General features: G+C 71.0%; 18 protein-coding genes. 8 read left to right on the top strand and 10 right to left on the bottom strand.

Going from position 1 to position 19,925, the window contains the following annotated elements; genetic code table 11:
- Nucleotides 1-68: 68 nt before the first annotated feature.
- From ACPPVS_RS10690 to ACPPVS_RS10670, 5 genes are all read right to left on the bottom strand, one after another.
- On the bottom strand, nucleotides 69-695 hold the full coding sequence (locus ACPPVS_RS10690) for a superoxide dismutase (RefSeq protein ID WP_426592250.1): 627 nt from the start codon (nucleotides 693-695) through the stop codon (nucleotides 69-71).
- Nucleotides 696-809: 114 nt separating this feature from the next.
- Nucleotides 810-2,549 (bottom strand): cytochrome b, encoded by a 1,740-nt coding sequence (locus ACPPVS_RS10685; RefSeq protein ID WP_426592249.1) that lies wholly within the window; start codon nucleotides 2,547-2,549, stop codon nucleotides 810-812.
- Nucleotides 2,546-3,589, bottom strand: coding sequence for a Rieske 2Fe-2S domain-containing protein (locus ACPPVS_RS10680; protein WP_426592248.1), 1,044 nt, complete (start codon nucleotides 3,587-3,589; stop codon nucleotides 2,546-2,548). The genes ACPPVS_RS10685 and ACPPVS_RS10680 overlap by 4 nt, the downstream gene beginning before the upstream one ends.
- On the bottom strand, nucleotides 3,586-4,374 hold the full coding sequence (locus tag ACPPVS_RS10675; protein WP_426592247.1) for a c-type cytochrome: 789 nt from the start codon (nucleotides 4,372-4,374) through the stop codon (nucleotides 3,586-3,588). Before ACPPVS_RS10675 ends, ACPPVS_RS10680 begins: the two co-directional genes overlap by 4 nt.
- 69 nt (nucleotides 4,375-4,443) lie before the next feature.
- A complete protein-coding gene (locus ACPPVS_RS10670) occupies nucleotides 4,444-5,091 on the bottom strand; it encodes a cytochrome c oxidase subunit 3 (RefSeq protein WP_426592246.1) in 648 nt (215 codons plus the stop codon).
- Between the two features lie 309 nt (nucleotides 5,092-5,400).
- Between ACPPVS_RS10670 and ACPPVS_RS10665 the strand changes: the two genes are divergently transcribed.
- Nucleotides 5,401-5,829, top strand: a complete 429-nt coding sequence (locus tag ACPPVS_RS10665) for a hypothetical protein (RefSeq protein ID WP_426592245.1) — start codon at nucleotides 5,401-5,403, stop codon at nucleotides 5,827-5,829.
- Nucleotides 5,826-6,872 (top strand): anthranilate phosphoribosyltransferase, encoded by a 1,047-nt coding sequence (gene trpD / locus ACPPVS_RS10660; RefSeq protein WP_426592244.1) that lies wholly within the window; start codon nucleotides 5,826-5,828, stop codon nucleotides 6,870-6,872. The genes ACPPVS_RS10665 and trpD overlap by 4 nt, the downstream gene beginning before the upstream one ends.
- Nucleotides 6,873-6,915: 43 nt before the next feature.
- On the opposite strand, the gene ACPPVS_RS10655 is transcribed toward trpD, so the two are convergent.
- Nucleotides 6,916-7,197, bottom strand: coding sequence for an Lrp/AsnC family transcriptional regulator (locus ACPPVS_RS10655; RefSeq protein WP_426592243.1), 282 nt, complete (start codon nucleotides 7,195-7,197; stop codon nucleotides 6,916-6,918).
- Between the two features lie 8 nt (nucleotides 7,198-7,205).
- The gene (locus tag ACPPVS_RS10650; RefSeq protein WP_426592242.1) at nucleotides 7,206-9,095 is read right to left on the bottom strand and encodes a DEDD exonuclease domain-containing protein; all 1,890 of its coding nucleotides are present in this window, start codon (nucleotides 9,093-9,095) and stop codon (nucleotides 7,206-7,208) included.
- A gap of 77 nt (nucleotides 9,096-9,172) precedes the next feature.
- Between ACPPVS_RS10650 and ACPPVS_RS10645 the strand changes: the two genes are divergently transcribed.
- Nucleotides 9,173-10,474: an NYN domain-containing protein gene (locus ACPPVS_RS10645; RefSeq protein ID WP_426592241.1), complete on the top strand. Its 1,302-nt coding sequence runs from the start codon at nucleotides 9,173-9,175 to the stop codon at nucleotides 10,472-10,474.
- A gap of 36 nt (nucleotides 10,475-10,510) precedes the next feature.
- Nucleotides 10,511-10,696, top strand: coding sequence for a hypothetical protein (locus ACPPVS_RS10640; RefSeq protein ID WP_426592240.1), 186 nt, complete (start codon nucleotides 10,511-10,513; stop codon nucleotides 10,694-10,696).
- Between the two features lie 2 nt (nucleotides 10,697-10,698).
- Here the strand turns inward: ACPPVS_RS10640 and ACPPVS_RS10635 are convergent, their stop codons facing one another.
- Entirely contained in the window at nucleotides 10,699-12,504 is a 1,806-nt protein-coding gene (locus tag ACPPVS_RS10635; RefSeq protein ID WP_426592239.1) for an AMP-dependent synthetase/ligase, read from the bottom strand.
- Between the two features lie 199 nt (nucleotides 12,505-12,703).
- Here ACPPVS_RS10635 and ACPPVS_RS10630 point away from each other — a divergent pair, with 199 nt between their 5' ends.
- Nucleotides 12,704-13,648, top strand: coding sequence for an ROK family glucokinase (locus tag ACPPVS_RS10630; RefSeq protein ID WP_426592238.1), 945 nt, complete (start codon nucleotides 12,704-12,706; stop codon nucleotides 13,646-13,648).
- Between the two features lie 49 nt (nucleotides 13,649-13,697).
- Here the strand turns inward: ACPPVS_RS10630 and ACPPVS_RS10625 are convergent, their stop codons facing one another.
- Nucleotides 13,698-14,240, bottom strand: a complete 543-nt coding sequence (locus ACPPVS_RS10625; protein ID WP_426592237.1) for a hypothetical protein — start codon at nucleotides 14,238-14,240, stop codon at nucleotides 13,698-13,700.
- A gap of 97 nt (nucleotides 14,241-14,337) precedes the next feature.
- On the opposite strand from ACPPVS_RS10625, the gene ACPPVS_RS10620 reads away from it, so the two are divergent.
- The 3 genes from ACPPVS_RS10620 (at nucleotide 14,338) to ACPPVS_RS10610 (ending at nucleotide 17,806) form a co-directional block, all read left to right on the top strand.
- Nucleotides 14,338-15,132, top strand: coding sequence for a lysophospholipid acyltransferase family protein (locus ACPPVS_RS10620; RefSeq protein WP_426592236.1), 795 nt, complete (start codon nucleotides 14,338-14,340; stop codon nucleotides 15,130-15,132).
- Between the two features lie 101 nt (nucleotides 15,133-15,233).
- On the top strand, nucleotides 15,234-16,454 hold the full coding sequence (locus ACPPVS_RS10615) for a pyrophosphate--fructose-6-phosphate 1-phosphotransferase (protein WP_426592235.1): 1,221 nt from the start codon (nucleotides 15,234-15,236) through the stop codon (nucleotides 16,452-16,454).
- On the top strand, nucleotides 16,451-17,806 hold the full coding sequence (locus ACPPVS_RS10610; RefSeq protein ID WP_426592234.1) for a class II 3-deoxy-7-phosphoheptulonate synthase: 1,356 nt from the start codon (nucleotides 16,451-16,453) through the stop codon (nucleotides 17,804-17,806). Before ACPPVS_RS10615 ends, ACPPVS_RS10610 begins: the two co-directional genes overlap by 4 nt.
- Before the next feature lie 55 nt (nucleotides 17,807-17,861).
- Here ACPPVS_RS10610 and pknB read toward each other — a convergent pair whose 3' ends face one another.
- On the bottom strand, nucleotides 17,862-19,910 hold the full coding sequence (gene pknB / locus ACPPVS_RS10605; RefSeq protein WP_426592233.1) for a Stk1 family PASTA domain-containing Ser/Thr kinase: 2,049 nt from the start codon (nucleotides 19,908-19,910) through the stop codon (nucleotides 17,862-17,864).
- Nucleotides 19,911-19,925: the final 15 nt, after the last annotated feature.

Below are 19,925 nucleotides of genomic sequence, written 5' to 3'. Positions count from 1 at the left end.
GAACCACCCAGGGCCCGCACTCGGCGACGAGTACGGGCCCTGAGGCGTTCTGCGGGGCGTGCAGCGGGTCAGACGGCCACGATCAGGCCGGCGGTCTGCGTGCGCGCACGGTCGAACCGAGCGGCCGCGTCGGCCCAGCTGACGATGTTCCACCAGGCCTTGACGTAGTCCGCCTTGACGTTGACGTAGTCGAGGTAGAACGCGTGCTCCCACATGTCGAGCACGACTACCGGCACGAGGCCGAGCGCGATGTTGCTCTGCTGGTCGTAGAGCTGGACGATGACGAGCTTCTGCCCGATCGAGTCCCAGGCGAGGATCGACCAGCCGGAACCCTGGATGCCCAGGGCGTTGGCGGCGAAGTGCTTCTGGAACGCCTCGAAAGAGCCGAAGAACTCGTCGACCGCGGCACCCAGCTCGCCGGTGGGCTTGTCGCCGCCCTCGGGGGAGAGGTTCTGCCAGAAGACCGAGTGGTTGACGTGTCCGCCGAGGTTGAACGCGAGGTTCTTCTCGTGGAGGTTCACCGCGGCGAAGTCGTCGGCGGCCCGGGCCGCCGCGAGCTTCTCGAGGGCCGTGTTCGCGCCGAGGACGTAGGCCGCGTGGTGCTTGTCATGGTGCAGCTCCATGATGCGCCCGGAGATGTGCGGCTCGAGCGCCGCGTAGTCGTAGGGCAGATCCGGAAGCGAGTAGTCAGCCATGCGTGAGTACCTCTCCTGCGTCGGTATGGGGCTGTCCGCCCCTGAGAAACGAAGAAGCGGGCGGTTCGCCGTGACGGCGAGCCGCCCGACTCCTCGAACAACTCTTGCTCAGGATCAGTGATTCCGCCCGTCAGGGGCCGTCTCATCCTGCGGATCCACCAGGTGCTGACCGCCCCCGACGGCTCCGGCCGAGGTGAGCTCGGCGGGCCCGCGGTCGCCGCTCTCGAGCGCGTCGTGCGCGCCGTGCGAGTGAGCCGCGACCAGCTCGGTCGGTGTGACCGGCTCGATGCGGTCCTCGTAGAACGTCTGCGAGAGCCGCTGACGCATGCGGTCCAGCCGGTAGCCCTTGCGACGCACGCCGCGCGAGTCCTCGGCCGGCTCGATCTCCAGCGGGCGGGTGTTGTCCTGCTGCACCCGCAGCCAGCGCTCGTGCTCGTTGAGCGGCTTGTGCACCTCGATGTACTCGCCGTTGGCGAACCGCACGATGCGGCCTGTCTCGTGGCCGTGCAGGACCAGCTCGCGGTCCCGGCGCTGGAGGCCGAGGCAGATGCGCTTGGTGATCCAGAACGCGAACCACGGGCCGAGGAAGATCAGCGCGCGGAACGTCCAGGTGATGTCGTTGATCGACAGGTGGAAGTGCGTCGCGATCAGGTCGTTCGACCCGGCGAGCACGAGAATGAAGAACGCCGTCAGGAGCGAGACGCCGAACGCCGTGCGGAACGGCCGGTTGCGCGGCCGGTCGAGCACGTGGTGCTCCCGGTTGTCGCCGGTGGCGAACGCCTCGATGAAGGGATAGAGCGCGAGCCCCGTGAACAGGATCCCCGGCACGACCATGGCCGGGATGATCACGTTCAACGAGAGCGTGTACTGGCCTATGACCACCTCGGCGAAGCCGGGCATCAGACGCAGCGATCCCTCGAGGAAGAGCATGTACCAGTCCGGTTGTGCGCCGGCCGAGACGGGTGAGGGGTCGAACGGCCCGTAGTTCCAGACGGGGTTGATCGTCATCGTCGCCGCCATCAGTGCGATGACGCCGAACACCAGGAAGAAGTAGCCGCCGGCCTTCGCCACGTAGATGGGGAACAGCGGGTAGCCGACGACGTTCTTGTTGGAACGTCCCGAGCCGGGGTACTGCGTGTGCTTGTGCAGCACGACGAAGAACAGGTGCAGGCCGATGAGCGCCAGGATGATTCCCGGGATCAGCAGGATGTGCACCGTGAACAGGCGCGGGATCAGGACCTCGCCCGGGAACTGGCCACCGAAGATGAAGTACGACGTGTAGCTGCCGATGATCGGGATGGCCCGCACGACGCCGTCGGTGATCCGCAGGCCGTTGCCCGACAGCACGTCGTCGGGGAGCGAGTAGCCCGAGAAGCCGGCCAGCAGGCCCAGGATCATGAGCGTGAAGCCGACCAGCCAGTTGACCTCGCGGGGCTTGCGGAACGCGCCCGTGAAGAACACGCGCATCATGTGCGTGACGATCGAGGCCATGAAGATCAAGGCGGCCCAGTGGTGGATCTGCCGCATGAGCAGACCGCCGCGCACCTCGAACGAGAGCTTCAGCGTCGAGGCGAACGCTTCGGACATGTGCTGACCCTGCAGCGCCGTCCACGGGCCGTTGTACACGACCTCGTTCATGCTCGGCACGAAGAAGAGCGTGAGGAAGACGCCCGAGATCAAGATGGTGATGAAGCTGTAGAGCGCGATCTCACCGAGCAGGAAGGACCAGTGGTCCGGGAAGATCTTGCGCGCGAAGACCTTGACCGCGGTGCCGATGCCGGTCCGCTGGTCGAGGTAGTCCGCCGTGCCCGCCGCGATCTTCTCGACCGGGGACGGGGTGGAGGTGGTCGTCACGTCAGACGCTCCCAGAAGCTCGGGCCGACGGGCTCGTGGAAGTCGCTCTGAGCGACCAGGTAGCCCTCGTCATCAACGGTGATCGGCAGCTGCGGCAGTGGCCGCTTCGCCGGTCCGAACACGACCCGCGCGCCGTCCGCGACGTCGAACGTCGACTGGTGGCACGGGCACAGGAGGTGGTGAGTCTGCTGCTCGTACAGCGCGACCGGACAACCCACGTGGGTACAGATCTTCGAGTATGCGACGATCCCGTTGTAGGACCAACTCTTCTTGTTCGGAGCTTCCTTGAGCTCCGAAGGATCGAGCCGGACCATCAGGACGATCGACTTGGCCTTCTCGTCCAGCGGGTGCGCCTGCAGGTCGAGCTTGTCCGGGATGACGTGGAAGACGGAGCCGATGGTGACGTCGGAGGCCTTGATGGGCCGGCCGCTCGGGTCCGTCGTGAGGCGGGTGCCCTTCTTCCACATCGTGTGCTTGAACTGCCCGACGTTCCAGTCGCCACCGACGTTGCCGATGATCGGGACGAGGATCGCGAGCGGGAACAGCGCCAGCGCGCCGAGCATCGTGCCCTGCAGCAGGGTCCGGCGGCCGATCGCGGAGTCGGCTGCGCCCTCCTTGAGCACCTCGACCGCGGCCTCGCGGGTCTCGTCGGAGCTGCGCTGCTCGTGCCGCTCCTCGGACTTCTCGTGGTCGTTCATCAGGGCCTTGCCCCAGTGCACGGCAGCGATTCCGATGCCGAGCAGCGAGATCGCCAGGCCGATGCCCAGGACGAAGTTCGAGGTGCGCATCGACTCGGGGGTCTTGCCCGGCGGGACCGCGAAGTACGCGATCAGGAAGCCGATCGTCGCCAGGATCGAGATGACGAAGAAGAAGACGACCTGACGTTCGGCCTTCTTGTTCGCCTTCGGGTCGCTGTCGCCCATCCGGTCGTGGTGCTCCGGGTGGCCCGGGTTCTCGAACCGCTCGGGGTAGGTGCCGTCCTCGCGCAGCACCAGCGAGTTGTCGATCGTGACGTCGTCTTCCGGGTCGTGGATGCTCACGAGGACTTCGCTCCGATCCAGACCGCTGCGCCGATGAGCAGGCCGAGCCCGACCACCCACGCCCAGAGGCCTTCGCTGACGGGGCCGAGGGCGCCGAGGGTCAGACCGCCCGGCGACGCGCCACCCTGCTCGTTGATGAACGCGATGATGTCGCGCTTCTCCTCGGGCGTGATGTTCGCGTCGTTGAACACGGGCATCGACTGGGGCCCGGTGAGCATCGCCTCGTAGATGTGCGTCGGGGTCGTGTTCCACAGCTTCGGTGCGAACTTGCCCTGCGACAGGGCACCGCCGGCACCCACCGCGTTGTGGCACATCGCGCAGTTGGTGCGGAAGATCGCCATGCCGTTGGACGCGTTGCCGAGCGCCGGGTCGACCATGTCGGCCGTCGGGATCTCGGGTCCCTCACCGAGCGAGGCGACATAGGCCGCCAGCTGGTTGATCTGGTCCTGGGAGAACTGGACCGGCTTGGCCTCGACCTGCGGGCCGTTCATCTGCGCCGGCATGCGACCGGTGCCCACCTGGAAGTCCACCGCTGCAGCGCCGACGCCGATGAGCGACGGAGCACTCGCGGTGCCCGCCGCCGACGGGCCGTGGCAGGTGGAGCAGTTGGCCTGGAACAGCTTCTCGCCGGTAGCGATGTCCGTCGCGCTGTCCGCCTTCACGGTCGCTGCGCCGGCCGACGTCGGCGCCAGCACCGCGTACAGCCCACCGGTGAGCAGCAGCGCCAGCAGGAGCAGCACGATCGGCGCGCGCCGATCCTGCCTGCGGGCTGCGAGTGCCTTCACGGATCGATCCTCGTCTCGCACGTTGGGGAAAGGGGTCCAGCTGAGGCGGGCGACGACGCCCGCCGACTGCTACTTGAGCAGGTAGATCATGGCGAACAGCGCGATCCAGACCACATCGACGAAGTGCCAGTAGTACGAGACCACGATGCCAGTCGTCGCCTCGTGGTGCCCGAACCGCTTGGCGCTGAACGAGCGGCCGAGCAGGAAGATGAAGGCGATGAGGCCGCCGAGCACGTGCAGACCGTGGAACCCGGTGGTCAGGTAGAAGACCGAGCCGTACGGGCTGGACGAGATGGTCAGGCCCTCGCGCACGAGGCTGGCGTACTCGTAGATCTGCCCGGCGACGAAGATCGCGCCCATGACGTAGGTCATGGTCATCCACTCGTTCATGCCCCAGCGGCGCATGTTGAACAACGAGCCGCTGCGGATCGGCTGGAACCGCTCGGCGGCGAACACGCCCGCCTGGCAGGTCACCGACGACAGCACCAGCACGGTGGTGTTGCACGCGGCGAACGTGACGTTGAGGTGGGAGGTCCAGTACGCCCACTCGTCGGGAGCCGCGGACCGCAACGTGAAGTACATCGCGAAGAGCCCGGCGAAGAACATGAGCTCGCTGGCCAGCCACACGATCGTTCCGACCGACACGGGGTTCGGGCGGTTCACGCTCACGTGGGGGCTGGTGCGGGGGGCAGCCGTTGCGGTCGACACGTTGGCCATTATGGCGGAACCCGCCCCTTCGTGGGTCATTGGAACGGCGGGGCGTCGACGGGTAAATGTCACACCGTCAGGATCCGCGCACGTCGGGGGCCGGATCGGCGCCGGACGGCCGCACGATCATGCGGCAGCCGCGTGTCGTCGCGACGCTCGAACCGGCGGGCGAGGCTCTTCGGGGCGGTCGCGCGGAACGGCGCGTCGCGACGCTCGTGCTATGCGTCCGTGCGGCGAGATCGTGTTGCTCCTCACCGACCTGCCGCGACCCGTGCCAAGATTCCCCCCGACGCACGTCGACGATGAGTGAGGACCTCCATGAGCACGGGCCAGCCCGAGAACGCCGCCGCCCTGTCGGCACCGCGGATCCTGCTGTACAGCGACGACGTGGACGCGCGCGAGCAGGTACGGCTGGCCGTCGGCCGGCGTCTGCGCCGGGGTGCACCGGACATCGAGTGGGTCGAGGTCGCCACCGCTGCCGCCGTGATCACCCGCGTCGAGGCGGGTGGGCTGGACCTGCTCGTCCTCGACGGCGAGGCCGACAAGGTCGGTGGCCTGGGCCTGGCACGCCAGCTCAAGGACGAGATCTACCTCTGCCCGCCCGTGCTCGTGCTCACCGGCCGGCCGCAGGACGCGTGGCTCGCGTCCTGGTCGAACGCCGAGGCCGTGGTCAGCCGGCCGCTCGACCCGATCGAGCTGCACGCCGCCGTGGCCGCTCTCATCGAGGCCCGGGCCGTCGCCCGATGACCGTCGCGCCGACCTGGTCGGACCTGTTCGCCACGCTCGTCAGTCGGCAGGACCTCTCCGCCGAACAGACCGCCTGGGCGATGGGCGAGATCATGAGCGGCGAGGCGTCGACCCCGAAGGTCGCGGCGTTCCTCATCGCGCTGAAGACCAAGGGTGAGACTGTCACCGAGCTCACCGGGCTCGCCGACACGATGCTCGAGCACGCCGTACGGATCACCGTCCCGGGCCGCACCATCGACATCGTCGGGACCGGCGGCGACCGCTCCCACACCGTCAACATCTCCACGATGTCCGCGCTCGTCGTGGCCGGTGCCGGACTGACCGTGGTCAAGCACGGCAACCGCGCCGCCTCGTCCTCCTCCGGGTCGGCCGACGTGCTCGAGGAGCTCGGCATCCGCCTCGACCACGCGCCCGCCCGCGTCGCCGAGCTGGCGACCGAGGTCGGCATCACCTTCTGCTTCGCGCAGGTGTTCCACCCCTCGTTCCGCCACACGGCTCCGGCGCGCAGCGAGCTGGGCATCGGCACCGCGTTCAACTTCCTCGGCCCGCTGACCAACCCGGCGCAGCCGCGCTCCGGCGCGATCGGCGTGGCCGACGCCCGCATGGCGCCGCTCATGGCCGGTGTGCTCGCCGGCCGCGGAGCGAGCGCGCTGGTCTTCCGGGGCGAGGACGGTCTCGACGAGATCGCGCCGACCGGGCCCACGCGCATCTGGGAGGTCCGGGACGGCGACGTCCAGGAGTCCCTCGTCGACTGGGCCGACCTGGATGTCGCCCGGATCCAGCTCGAGTCGTTGCGCGGCGCCAAGGCCGACTACAACGCCGACGTGGCGCGGCGGCTGCTCGCCGGTGAGCCTGGGCCCGTGCGCGAGACCGTCGTGCTCAACACCGCCGCGGCGCTGGTCGCGGACGGGACGCTGCCGGGGGTGTCGTCCGGGTCGTTGCTCGAGCGGCTGGCCGCCGGGGCCGGGCACGCGCGCGAGGCGCTGGACAGCGGACGGGCGGCCGACGTGCTGACGCGCTGGCGGGCGGCCAGCGCGCGCTGATCAGTCCGCATGCTTGTTGGTCGGCCTGCGCGTGCGCTCCGGCTCAGTCCTCCAGCCCTAGGGCGAACGCCTGTTCCAGGTCGTGCTGGCTGTACGTCCGGAACGCGATGTAGGTCTGCGTGCGCAGGACGCCGTCAACCTTGCTGATCTTGTCGGCGATGACGTCGGCGAGGTCGTCGTGCTCGCGGACGCGGACCATGGCGATGAGGTCGACCTCGCCGGTGACGGAGTAGACCTCGCTGACGCCCGTGAGCTCGGCGATCGCGGCGGCGACCTCCGGGATCCGTGCGGCGTCCGAGTCGATGAGCACGATGGCGGTGAGCATGCTCGACATCATGCCGTGCGCGGGCGTCGGACGCCGGTGGGCAGGACCTGCGCGTCGGCGTCGTCCAGCTCGCCGGTCAGCACCCTCGGCGGGCGGTCGCCGAGCGCCTCGGCCGGGTGCACCACGAGGGCGTCGACCGGGCGTGGTCGCAGGACGGTGGCGACGGCCGCGGCGGGGTCGCGCAGGCGCTGCGCCGAGCGCACCGGGTGGGCCCACGTGCCGGCGATGGCGACGAGCCGGACACCGGGCTGGTCCAGCCACGTGAGCACCAGGTCGGTCTCCTCGGGGTGCGCGGCGGGCGCGGGCGCCACGGGTGCCTCGACGTGCTCGCCCGACGACTGGAGGGTCGCGATCGCGGGCCGCGGGTCCGTGCTGCGGTCGACGCGTGCGGTTCCGGCGAGCCGGCCGTACCGCACGAGGACGAGCTCCCAGCCGCCGTCGTCCGTCCGGCGCGCCGCCACGAGCTCGGAGCACGCCGACAGGGGCGCGAACCGCTGGGCCCGGGTGGCGCCCCGGATGAACGCGCCCAGGCGGTCCCGCACCGTGGCCGCCTCCTCGAAGCGCTCCTGCTCGACCAGCGCGTCGATGCGGTCCGCGTGCGCACCGACCACCGGGTCGGCGTCGGCGAGCATCGCCTCCCGGACGGCGTCGACGACCGCCGGGTAGTCGGGCGCCTCCCGGACGCACGGCGCGCTGCACCGGCCCATGTCCGCCAGGACGCACGCCGACGCGCCCGCGGGGGCGACCAGCGGCAGGCGCCGGGTGCACTGCCGGATCGGGAACGACTCGTGCAGCGCCTCGAGGGCGAGCTGCGCGGTCGCGCCCGACGAGAACGGGCCGATGTACGCGGCGCCGTCCTCAGCCTTGACCTCGCGCACGACGGACAGCCGCGGATGGGGCTCGGACGTCAGCCGTACCCACGGCATGCGCTCGGGGAAGCGGGACCGCCGGTTGTAGCGCGGGGAGTGCGCAGCGATCAGGCGCAGCTCGCGCACGCGGGCCTCCAGCGCGGTGGCGCACGGGATCGGGTCCACGCGGTGGGCCACCCGGACCATCTCGATCATCCGGCCGCGCTTCTCCGCAGAGGTGAAGTAGCTGCGCACGCGTTGCCGCAGGGACGTGGTGGACGTGCCGACGTAGAGCACCTCCTCGCCCGGTCCACGGAACAGGTAGACGCCGGGGGAGTCCGGCAGGCCGTCGGCCAGCGTGCGCTTGCGGCGGACGTCCTGCGGGACCGGGTCGGTCGCAGTGGCGAGGTCCTCGAGGTGGGTGATGCCGAGCGGGGCCAGCCGGCCGAGCAGCGCGTGCAGCACGTCGACCGTGGCCTGGGCGTCGGACAGAGCCCGGTGGTTGGGTGTCACGGTCGCGTGGAACAGGGTGGCCAGCGACGACAGCTTGTGGTTCGGCGCCTCGTCGCGGGTGACCACCCGGCGCGCGAGCCGCACGGTGTCCAGCACCCTGTTGCCCGGCCAGGCGTGCCCGGTGCGCGCGGCGGCCGCCTTGAGGAAGCCGATGTCGAACGGCGCGTTGTGGGCCACCAGGACGGCGCCGCGGGAGAACTCCAGGAAGCTCGGCAGCACCTCCTCGATCGGTGGTGCGCCGATCAGCATCGTGGTGGTGATGCCCGTGAGCACCTGGATGAACGCCGGCACGGGGCCGCCAGGGTCGACCAGGGTCTGGAACTCACCGAGCACCTCGCCTCCCCGCACCTTGACCGCACCGATCTCCGTGATCGCGCAGTCCGCAGGGGTCCCGCCCGTGGTCTCGAGGTCCACGACGACGAACGTGACGTCCGACAGCGGAGTGCCGAGGTCCTCCAGGGTGGGCTGGTGAGGCGTCGCGCCGGGAGCCGGGGTCGCGTCGGCCCACACGGGGCGCAGACGGCGGACGGACGACATGGGGCGGACGCTACCCACCGTCACCGACACGGACCCCGCGCCGCACCGGCGCACGGGCCGACGCCTAGGGTGCTGGGATGGCGGGCACCGATCTTGAGGACGCGTCGAGCGCGCCCGACGACCGGTCCGACGTCCCGTCGTCGGTGCGGGCGGTGCTCGTCCAGGTGGCCTCGGAGGCGCTCGGCGGGTTCGAGGCCGTCGAGGTCCCGTCGTCGTTGCGCGCCGTGAGCCGCTTCGCGCCGCGGCGTCGGGCGTCGGCGGGCGCGGGCCCGTTCTGGACGGCGTTGCAGCAGGACGACGGCTTCCGCAGCGGCGTCGCCCGCGTGTGGGCGCAGACGAACCCCGAGCTGGCCGCGCTCGTCGTCGACGGGGACCCGACCCCGTCGGCGCAGGCCGCGGCCGGCGCCTGGCTGCTGGGTGCGAGCTGGCGGCGACTGGTGCCGTCGGAGGCCGTCGTGCGCGACGACGACGCCGCTCAGCTGCGAGCGAGCCTCGCGCGAGCCCAGGCTGACGCCGAGCGTCTGCGCGCCGACCTCGCGACGGCGACGGACGACGCCCGCGGCGCACGAGAGGAGCTCGGGGGTCTGCAACGCGAGCTGCGTCGGCTCCGGTCGGACGCCGACCGAGCGCGCAGCGAAGGCCGCCGGGCGACCGACGCGGCCAGGGCCGAGCTGGAGGCCGCCGCGCTGGCGCGGTCTGCTGCTGCCGACGACCTGCGTTCGGCGCTCGACGAACGACGCGCGTCCGCGGCGGACCGCACCGCCGCGCGCGCCGAGCTGCACGCCGCCCGCAAGCTCGCTGACGCGCGCGTCCGGTTGCTGCTGGACACGATCGTCGACGCCGCGAGCGGCCTGCGCACCGAGCTGGCACTGCCGCCGGCGGCGGCGATGCCGGCCGACCTCGTGGGACAGGGGCCCGTCGGGGCGGACCGGTCGGCGCCGCGTCCCGGGTCGCGGGGGCGGTCCGTCGACGACCCGGCCCTCCTCGACGAGCTGCTCCGTCAGCCGTGGGCCCATCTGCTCGTCGACGGCTACAACGTGTCGAAGACCGGCTTCGGCGACCTGACGCTCGCCGAGCAGCGGCGCCGCCTCGTCGACGGGCTCACGGGAGTTGCCGCGCGCACCGGCGCCGAGGTCACCGTCTGCTTCGACGGGCAGGAGGGTCAGGGCGCGACGGGCGGCAAGGCGCGCGGCGTCCGGGTGCTCTTCGCGGTCGGGGAGATCGCCGACGACCTGATCCGCCGGCTCGTGCACGCCGAACCGCCCGGGCGTGTCCTGGTCGTGGTGACCAGCGACCAGGAGATCGTCCGGGACGTCGAGGCGGCCGGCGCCTGGGTGGTGCCGTCCAGCACGCTCGTCGAGCGGATCCAACGCCTCTGAGACCGGCTGTCGGTGGTCGTCGCTAGCGTCCGCCGCATGATCATCGACTGCGACACCTGCACCGAGCGCGGCGCCGCGTGCGCGGACTGCGTCGTCACGTTCTTGACCATCCCGGTCCGCACGCGGTCTCCGGCGGAGCTCGACGCGGACGAGCGACGGGCGATCGAGGTGCTCGCCGCCTCGGGGCTGGTGCCGCCGCTGCGGATGGTGCAGGGGATCTGAGCTCAGTCGCCCCCGTAGAGGGCGTCCACCTCGCCGGCGAAGTCCTTGAGCACCTGGGTGCGCCGGATGCTGAGCTTCGGGGTCAGGTAGCCGTTGGCGATCGTCAGGTCCTCGCCCAGGATCCGGTACTTGCGGATCGACTCGGCGCGCGACACCGCCTTGTTGGCCTTCTCGACGGCGAGATCGAGCGACGCCAGCACGTCGGTGTCCTTGGCCGCGTCCTCGAGGCTCATCTCGGGCTTGCCGTGGGCGATGAGCCAGCCGGGGACCCCTTCGGGGTCGAGCGTCACCAGCGCGCCGATGAACGGGCGCTGGTCGCCCACCACTACCACCTGGCTGATGAGGGGGTGGGCCCGCAGCCTGTCCTCGAGCACGGCGGGGGCGACGTTCTTGCCGCCCGCCGTCACGATGATCTCCTTCTTGCGCCCGGTGATCTGCAGGTAGCCCTCGTCGTCGAGCGAGCCCAGGTCACCCGTGCGGAACCAGCCGTCGACCAGCGACTCCTGCGTGGCCGCGTCGTTCGCGTGGTAGCCGCGGAAGACGGGGATGCCCTTGATCTCGATCTCGCCGTCGTCGGCGATCCGGACCGACGTGCCGGGCATCGGGATGCCGACGGTGCCGATCTTCGTGCCCTTGCCCGGACGGTTCACGGTGGCGGGCGCGGTGGTCTCGGTCAGGCCGTAGCCCTCCAGGACGTTCAGCCCCAGACCGCGGTAGAAGTGGCCGAGGCGCTCGCCGAGCGGTGCGCCGCCCGAGATCGCGTACCGGGCGCTCCCGCCGAGGGCCGCGCGCAGGCGCTTGAGCACCAGGACGTCGGCCACCTTGTGCTGGACCTTGAGCCACAGGCTCGGGCCGTGGGGCGTGTCGAGGGCCCGCGAGTACACGATGGACGTCTTCGCGGCGCGCTGGAAGATCGCGCTCCTGCCGCCTGCCGCGGCCTTCTGCTCGGCCGAGTTGTAGACCTTCTCGAACACGCGCGGCACGGCGAGGATGAACGTCGGCCGGAACGACCCGAGGTCCTCGATCAGGGTGCTGGTGTCCGGTGTGTGGCCGAGGACCGCGCCGGCGGGGATGCAGAGCACCTCGATGAACCGCGCGAACACGTGCGCCAGCGGCATGAACAGCAGGGTGCGCGCGCCGGGCTCGCCGACGACCTCGTACAGGTCGGCGACGGTGTTCACCGTCAGCTCGTAGAAGTTGGCGTGCGTGAGCTCGACACCCTTGGGCCGGCCCGTGGTGCCGGACGTGTAGATGACGGTCGCGACGTCGGACAGGACGGCCAGGCCACGGCGGCGGGCGATCTCCTCGTCGGAGACGGAGTCGGCGCCGGACAGGATCGTCTCGATCGCGCCGTCGTCGAGCTGGAGCACCTCGCGCAGGGTCGGCGCGTCGGCGCGGACCTCCTCGACGGTGGCGGCGTGCGCGGCGCTCTCGACCACGAGGAGCGAGACGTCGGCGTCCGTCAGGATCCACAGCACCTGCTCGGCGGAGGACGTCTCGTAGAGAGGCACCGGGATGGCGCCGATCGCCCAGACGGCCCAGTCCAGGAGGGACCACTCGTAGCGGGTGTGCGACATGATCCCGACGCGGTCACCCGGCTCGACGCCACGCGCGACCAGACCCTTGGCCACCGCGACGATCTCGGCGTCGAACTCCGTCGCCGTCAACGGGATCCACGGACCCCCCGGCTGCGTCTTGTGCTCGACGACGACGCGGTCCGGGGTACCGGTGACGCGCTCGGCGAGCAGGTCGTTGAGATTGTTCGAGGGGTCGACCTCGAGACGCAGGGGAGTTCGGAACTCGTCCATGCTGGCTCCAGTGACAGTGGCGAAGGGTGCGACGAGGATACGGGACGCGAGGGTCCCCTCCGGGCAGGTTCGGTACGCTCGCGTCGCCGTCGCGGACGACGGTCGGACGTGTGCACGCCACCCTCGGCAGGCGGCTAGCGTGGGGGACCGCACCGGACGGTCGCAAGCAGAGCACGAGCGCGTAGGAGCACACGGAACCATGCACGCCATCGGTGTGGACATCGGCGGGACGAAGATCGCGGCGGGTGTCGTCGACGAGGACGGCGCGATCCTCGCGCAGACCCGACGCGACACCTCTCCCGACGACGCTGCGGGCATCGACAAGGCCATCGCCGACGTCTACGCCGAGCTCAGCCAGTCCTACGAGGTCACGGCCATGGGTCTGGCGGCGGCCGGGTTCGTGTCGGCGGACCGCTCCTCCGTGCTCTTCGCGCCGAACATCGCGTGGCGGGACTATCCGCTGCGCGAGCGTGTGGCAGCGCTCCTGCAGGAGGACGTGCGGATCGTCGTCGAGAACGACGCGAACGCCGCGGGCTGGGCCGAGTTCCGCTTCGGGGCGGGTCGCGACGTCGACGACATGCTGATGCTCACCGTCGGCACCGGTCTCGGCGGCGCGATCGTGACCGACGGCAAGCTCGTGCGCGGCGCCTGGGGCGTGGCGGCGGAGATCGGTCACATGCGCGTCGTGCCCGGGGGCCACTACTGCGGGTGCGGTCACGAGGGCTGCTGGGAGCAGTACGCCTCCGGGAGCGCCCTCGTCCGGGACGCCCAGGCTGCCGTCATCGTCCAGCCCGACCGCGCCACCCGGCTGCTCGAGCTCGCCGGCGGCGACGTCGACCGGCTCACCGGCCCGCAGGTCACCCAGGCTGCCCGGGAGGGCGACCCGCTCGCCGTCGAGCTGCTCGCGGAGCTCGGCCGGTGGGTCGGCGAGGGCGCTGCGTCCGCGACGGCCCTGCTCGACCCGGGCCTGATCGTCGTCGGCGGCGGTGTGGCGGCCGCAGGCGACCTCCTGCTCGCTTCGGCGCGCCGTGGTTTCGCCGAGCAGCTCTCGGCGCGCGGTCACCGTCCTGAGGCCGCCTTGGTAGTGGCTTCGATGGGCAACGACGCCGGCATGGTCGGTGCCGCGGACCTTGCGCGGGTCTGACCTGCGACGCACGGGTCGCCCGCACGGACCGTGGTGGCCGGCGCGCCGGTCAGACGACGGCGCCCGTGCCGTCGTCGCCGGGGTCACGGCGGTTCGGCATGCGCCAGAGCAGCACGCCGACGCCGAGCACGAACACGACCGCGGCCGCCTGGATCAGCGCAGCCGGGGCGGTCGGCCAGAAGATGACCACGATCAGCAGGAAGAGCGGCATGCCGACCGCGGCGATCCACGCCATGGTGAGCAGCGGGTCGCCGCCCAGCACGGGCCCGGGGTCCGGCGGGACGAAGTGCTCCTCGGCGTCGACGGTCGCCTCGGCGTCGTCGAACTGGGCGGAGCCCTCCCAGTCACGTCCGGACAGGTCGGGTGCGGGGCGTACCACGCGGGCGTCGGGCACCCACGGCGCCACGGGGAAGTCGAGCGCCGCCGGCGCGTCGGGTCCGGCGGCCGTCTTCTCGTCGAAGCCGTCGAGGTCGCCGAGCTGCGCGACGATGCCCTGCCAGACGTCCTCGTCCGACGGCGGATCGCCGCCGTCGGGCACGTCCGCGCCCTGCGGCGGGACGCCGTCGTCGGGGTCGTCGGGGCGAGGTGCCATGAGAGCACTCTAGAGTCGTGCCGAGCGGTCGGCGTGGCACGGCGAGCTCGGGCTTGGGTGGCGCACAGTCCGTGGGTCGGGGTCGAGAGGTGAACCGTTGTTCTACTGGTTGATGAAGCGGGTGTTCGTCGGTCCGCTGCTGCACCTGATCTACCGGCCGTGGGTGCGCGGTGCCGAGAACGTGCCCGAGGAGGGTGGCGCGATCCTCGCGAGCAACCACCTCGCCGTCATCGACTCCTTCTTCCTGCCCCTCGTGCTCGACCGTGAGCTCGTCTTCATCGGAAAGCAGGAGTACTTCACCGGCTCGGGCGTCAAGGGCCGGCTGACCGCGGGGTTCATGCGAGGCGTCGGCACCATCCCCGTGGACCGTGGTGGTGGCAAGGCGAGCGAGGCCGCCCTGCGCACCGGTCTGCGGCGCCTCAGCGACGGCGACCTGTTCGGCATCTACCCCGAGGGCACCCGCAGCCCCGACGGTCGGCTCTACCGCGGCAAGACCGGTATCGCCCGCCTGGCGCTCGAGTCGGGCGCCCCCGTCGTCCCCGTCGCGATGGTGGACACCGACGTCGCCCAGCCGCCGGGACGCCGGATCCCGAAGGTCATGCGCATCGGCATGGTCATCGGCGAACCGCTCGACTTCAGCCGCTACCAGGGCATGGAGAACGACCGGTTCATCCTGCGCTCGGTCACCGACGAGATCATGTACGCGATCATGGCGCTGTCCGGCCAGGAGTATGTCGACGTCTACGCGGCGACTCAGAAGGCCCGCATCGCGACCGGCCACCCGGCTGTCGCGGGCGACGCTGTCGACCACCTGCCGGCCGCTCCGGGTGGCCGCCCGGTCCCGGACGTCCAGGTTCCGGTCCCGCCGGAGGGTGAGTCCGAAGGTCAGTAGGATGACCCGGTCGGTCTCGAACCGACCGTGCGCCCGGTGGGCGTCGTCCTGGCGCGCCCCACAGGGAGCTGCGCCGAAGGTTTCAACGAGAGGTGTGTCTCATGTCGGTTCGTCGCGTCGCCCTCCTCACCGCAGGTGGCTTCGCTCCGTGCCTGTCGTCCGCCGTCGGCGGGCTCATCGAGCGCTACACGGAGATCGCTCCCGACATCGAGATCATCGCCTACGAGCACGGTTACTACGGGCTGCTGCGGGGCGACAAGATCGTCATCGACGACGAGGTGCGCGCCAAGGCCGGCATCCTGCACAAGTTCGGCGGCTCGCCCATCGGCAACTCACGCGTGAAGCTCACCAACGCGGCGGACTGCGTCAAGCGCGGCCTCGTCCAGGAGGGTGAGGACCCGCTGCAAGTGGCCGCCGAGCGGCTCAAGGCGGACGGCGTGGACGTGCTGCACACGATCGGTGGCGACGACACCAACACGACGGCCGCGGACCTCGCCGCCTACCTGCACGACAACGGCTACGAGCTGACGGTCGTCGGCCTGCCCAAGACGATCGACAACGACGTCGTGCCCATCAAGCAGTCGCTGGGCGCGTGGACCGCCGCCGAGGAGGCCGCCGGGTTCGCCGTGAACATCATCGGCGAGCACCGCTCCGGCCCGCGCATGCTCATCGTGCACGAGGTCATGGGCCGGCACTGCGGGTGGCTCACGGCCGCCGCGGCGGCGGACTACCGCACGTGGCTCGACGCGCAGGAGTGGGTGCCGGGCATCGGCCTGACGCGCGAGCGCTGGGACATCCACGCCGTGTTCCTGCCCGAGCTCGCGCTCGACATCGACGCCGAGGCCGCGCGCCTCAAGCAGGTCATGGACACGCAGGGGAACGTCAACATCTTCCTGTCCGAGGGTGCGGGCATGCACGAGATCGTCGACCAGCTCGAGTCGTCGGGCCAGGAGGTCCTGCGCGACGCGTTCGGGCACGTGCGCCTCGACACGATCAACCCCGGTCAGTGGTTCGCCAAGCAGTTCGCGGAGAAGCTGGGCGCCGAGAAGGTCATGGTGCAGAAGTCCGGCTACTACTCGCGCGCCGCGGCCGCGAACGCCGAGGACCTGCGGCTCATCAAGTCCATGACGGACCTGGCCGTCGAGTGCGCGCTGCGGGGCGAGTCCGGCGTCATCGGTCACGACGAGGAGCAGGGCGACGTGCTGCGCGCCATCGAGTTCCCGCGCATCGCCGGTGGCAAGGCGTTCGACGTGACCCAGCCCTGGTTCGGCGCGCTGCTGTCCGACATCGGCCAGGATCTCGTGCCGGCGAGCCACTCATGACGGTCGAGCCGGACCCGCAGGTCGTCGCCGGGCTCGACGCCTGGCGGTCGATGTCCCCGGTCCAGCAGCCCCACTGGCCCGACGCGGACGCGCTCGCCAAGGTCACCGCCAAGCTGGCCACCGTCCCGCCGCTCGTGTTCGCCGGCGAGGCCGACGCGCTGCGCTCGCAGCTGGCCGCGGCCGGCCGCGGGGAGGCGTTCCTGCTGCAGGGCGGCGACTGCGCGGAGACGTTCGACGAGGCCACGGCCGACAACATCCGCAACAAGATCAAGACGATCCTGCAGATGGCGGTCGTCCTCACGTACGGCGCGAGCCTGCCCGTCATCAAGATGGGCCGCATGGCCGGGCAGTACGCCAAGCCCCGCTCGTCGGACAGCGAGACCCGCGACGGCGTCACGCTGCCGGCGTTCCGCGGCGACATCATCAACGGCTTCGAGTTCACGCCCGAGGCCCGCACCCCGGACCCGCAGCGGTTGCTCGAGGCGTACCACACGTCCTCGTCGACGCTGAACCTGATCCGCGCGTTCACCACCGGCGGCTTCGCGTCGCTGCTGCGGGTGCACGAGTGGAACCGCGGCTTCATCGCGAACCCGGCGTACTCGCGCTACGAGGAGATCGCCGCCGAGATCGACCGGGCCATCCGCTTCATGGCCGCCTGCGGCGCCGACTTCGACGCCCTGCGCACGGTCGAGTTCTTCGCCAGCCACGAGGGACTGCTGCTCGACTACGAGCGCCCGCTGACCCGTATCGACTCGCGGACCGGGCTGCCGTACGACTGCTCCGGGCACCTCGTCTGGATCGGTGAGCGGACACGCCAGCTCGACGGCGCGCACGTCGACTACTTCTCGCGCGTGCAGAACCCGCTGGGCATCAAGCTCGGCCCGACGACCACCGGCGACGACGCGCTCGCGCTGATCGACAAGCTCAACCCGAGCGGCGAGGCCGGACGCATCACCTTCATCACCCGCATGGGCGCCGGGAAGGTCCGCGACCTGCTGCCCGCTCTCGTCGAGAAGGTGACCGCCGACGGCCGGCCCGTCACGTGGGTGTGCGACCCGATGCACGGCAACGGGATCACGTCGGCGTCCGGGTACAAGACACGCCGCTTCTCCGACGTCATGGACGAGGTGGCCGGCTTCTTCGAGGTGCACCGCGCCCTGGGCACCGTCCCGGGTGGGCTGCACATCGAGCTCACCGGCGACGACGTCACCGAGGTGCTCGGCGGCACCGAGGAGATCGACGACGAGGGCCTGGCGCGCCGTTACGAGACGCTCGTCGACCCGCGCCTGAACCACCAGCAGTCGCTGGAGATGGCGTTCCAGGTGGTCGAGCTCCTGCGCGCCGCGAGCTGATCCGTAGGACCCGCGCGGTGTCGCGGTCCGCTCTCGTCATCCGGAGACGCCGTCGTCAGAAGACCGAGAGCGTGATCGTGGCGCCGCGCGGTGCCGTCTTGGAGCCGCCGCCGCCGGGGTTCTGCGAGTAGACGAGGTTCAGCGGCGAGATGCCCTGCGGCTGCACCACCTTCACGACGAAGCCGAGACCCTCGAGCGTCGCCTGGGCCTTCTTGACGTTCTGGCCGTAGGTGTCCGGCAGCGCCACGAGGTCCGGCCCCTTGGAGACGTTGACCGAGATCGTATCGGTCCGGTGGCCCTTGGTGCCCGCGACCGGCGACTGGTCGATGATCTGCCCCGCCGGGACGGTGTCGTTGAACACCTCGGTGGGCGCGATCGTGAGCGCGTCGCCCTGGACGGCCTTCGTCGCGTCGTCGACGGTCAGCCCGACGACGGACGTGATGGTCACCTCGGCGAGCCCCGACGAGACGACGAGCGTCACGACGGTGCCCCGGACGGCCTGCGCCCCGGGAACGAGGTCGGACCCGTCAGCGAGCTTGGCGCTGATGATGTTCCCGACCTTCTTGATGGTGTCGCTGTTCGCCGGGGCTCCGTACGCGACGGCGAGCCCCGCATCCTTGAGCGACGTCTCTGCGGCGGCCTGCGGCGTGTTCACGACGCTGGCGGGCACCACGACGAGGTCGGGACCCTTCGAGACGGTGAACGCCACGACGCCGCCGTGGCGGATCCGGCTGCCCTCTCCGGGATCGGTCGCGAACACCTCGTCCTTCGGAGCCGTCGGGCTGAAGTCCGCCGTCGGACTCCCCTCGAGCCCGGCGTTCTCCAGGATCTTCGACGCGTGCGCCTGGTCCTGCCCGGTGATCGTGGGGACTGTCGTGTAGGCGCCCGGGCCGTACTGGCCGTACCACCAGATCCCGCCGCCGACCAGCGCGAGGAGCGCGACCACCAGGATGATCCAGCGGGCACGGTGCCGCGCCTTGGTGGGTGGCTGGCCGCCGCGCGAGAGCTCGTCGGCGCTGACACCCAGACCGATCGGCAGGGCGACGGTCGTGCCGCGCGCGTCGGACGCGTCGAGCTGGGTGGTCTCGGCCTGATCGCGGTCCGCGAGCTCGACGTCGTCCTCGGTCTCGAGGTCGTCGGCCGGGTCCGCCGGGCCGGACGGCTCGCCGAGGTCGGTCTCGTCCGGGTCGGTCGCTGCCGGCAGGACGATCGACGGCGCGACGTCGGCGTGTCGGGCCAGGGTCTCGTCGTCGAGGGCCAGCCGGGTCCGGCGCAGCAGGGCCAGAGCCGCGCCCGCGTCGACCGGGCGGTCGTCGGGGTCGCGTGCGGCGAGCGACCGGACGAGCTCGTCGACCTCCATCGGCAGCCAGTCGACCAGCTCGGACGGTGCCGGCACGTCGTTGTTGACGTGCTGGAACGCGACCTGGATGGGCGTCTCGCCCGTGAACGGCTGCCGCCCGGTCAGCATCTCGAAGAGCAGGATGCCGCAGGCGTAGACATCGGTGCGTGCGTCGCTGAGGCCTCGGGTGACCAGCTCGGGGGCGAGGTAGGCGACGGTGCCGAGCACGGTTCCGGTGGTCGTCGAGGTGACCTCGGTGACCGCGCGAGCCAGCCCGAAGTCGGCCAGCTTGACGCGACCGTCCGTGGCCAGCAGCACGTTCTCGGGCTTGATGTCGCGGTGGACCAGCTCGCTGCGGTGGGCCGTCGCCAGGGCGTCGAGGACGCACTCGCCGATCCGCAGGGCGTCGCTCACGGTTAGCGCGCCGCGCTCGCCGAGGTACCGACGCAGGTTGGACCCGTCGATGTACTCCATCGTCAGGTAGCTGGTCTCGCCGTCGACACCCTGGTCGTACACGGCCACGAGGCCCGGGTGGGTCAGTCGGGCGGCGGTGCGCGCCTCGCGACGGAACCGGTAGACGAAGTCCTCGCCGGTGGCGCCCTCGGCGAGGTGCGCGTGCATGACCTTCAGCGCGACGTCGCGGTCCAGGCGCCGGTCCACCGCGAGGTACACGGTCGCCATCCCGCCCCGGGCGATGCGGGACACGACCTCGTATCTGCTGTCGACCAGGCGGCCGACGAGCGGATCGGTGACGGTTGCTCCCACCCGCAGGAGTCTACG

It is taken from the genome of Cellulomonas sp. McL0617 (assembly GCF_049994875.1).
Taxonomy (GTDB): Bacteria; Actinomycetota; Actinomycetes; order Actinomycetales; family Cellulomonadaceae; genus Cellulomonas.
The sequence above is the reverse complement of the archived record's forward strand: the minus strand, read 5'-3'. Positions and strand labels throughout refer to the sequence as shown.

Bases quoted from the DNA above. Each gene is read 5' to 3' on its own strand.
- ACPPVS_RS10690 (WP_426592250.1), bottom strand. From the start codon at position 695: ATGGCTGACTACTCGCTTCCGGATCTGCCCTACGACTACGCGGCGCTC.
- ACPPVS_RS10670 (WP_426592246.1), bottom strand. From the start codon at position 5,091: ATGGCCAACGTGTCGACCGCAACGGCTGCCCCCCGCACCAGCCCCCAC.
- ACPPVS_RS10665 (WP_426592245.1), top strand. From the start codon at position 5,401: ATGAGCACGGGCCAGCCCGAGAACGCCGCCGCCCTGTCGGCACCGCGG.
- trpD (WP_426592244.1), top strand. From the start codon at position 5,826: ATGACCGTCGCGCCGACCTGGTCGGACCTGTTCGCCACGCTCGTCAGT.
- ACPPVS_RS10655 (WP_426592243.1), bottom strand. From the start codon at position 7,197: ATGCTCACCGCCATCGTGCTCATCGACTCGGACGCCGCACGGATCCCG.
- ACPPVS_RS10650 (WP_426592242.1), bottom strand. From the start codon at position 9,095: ATGTCGTCCGTCCGCCGTCTGCGCCCCGTGTGGGCCGACGCGACCCCG.
- ACPPVS_RS10645 (WP_426592241.1), top strand. From the start codon at position 9,173: ATGGCGGGCACCGATCTTGAGGACGCGTCGAGCGCGCCCGACGACCGG.
- ACPPVS_RS10640 (WP_426592240.1), top strand. From the start codon at position 10,511: ATGATCATCGACTGCGACACCTGCACCGAGCGCGGCGCCGCGTGCGCG.
- ACPPVS_RS10635 (WP_426592239.1), bottom strand. From the start codon at position 12,504: ATGGACGAGTTCCGAACTCCCCTGCGTCTCGAGGTCGACCCCTCGAAC.
- ACPPVS_RS10630 (WP_426592238.1), top strand. From the start codon at position 12,704: ATGCACGCCATCGGTGTGGACATCGGCGGGACGAAGATCGCGGCGGGT.
- ACPPVS_RS10625 (WP_426592237.1), bottom strand. From the start codon at position 14,240: ATGGCACCTCGCCCCGACGACCCCGACGACGGCGTCCCGCCGCAGGGC.
- ACPPVS_RS10615 (WP_426592235.1), top strand. From the start codon at position 15,234: ATGTCGGTTCGTCGCGTCGCCCTCCTCACCGCAGGTGGCTTCGCTCCG.
- ACPPVS_RS10610 (WP_426592234.1), top strand. From the start codon at position 16,451: ATGACGGTCGAGCCGGACCCGCAGGTCGTCGCCGGGCTCGACGCCTGG.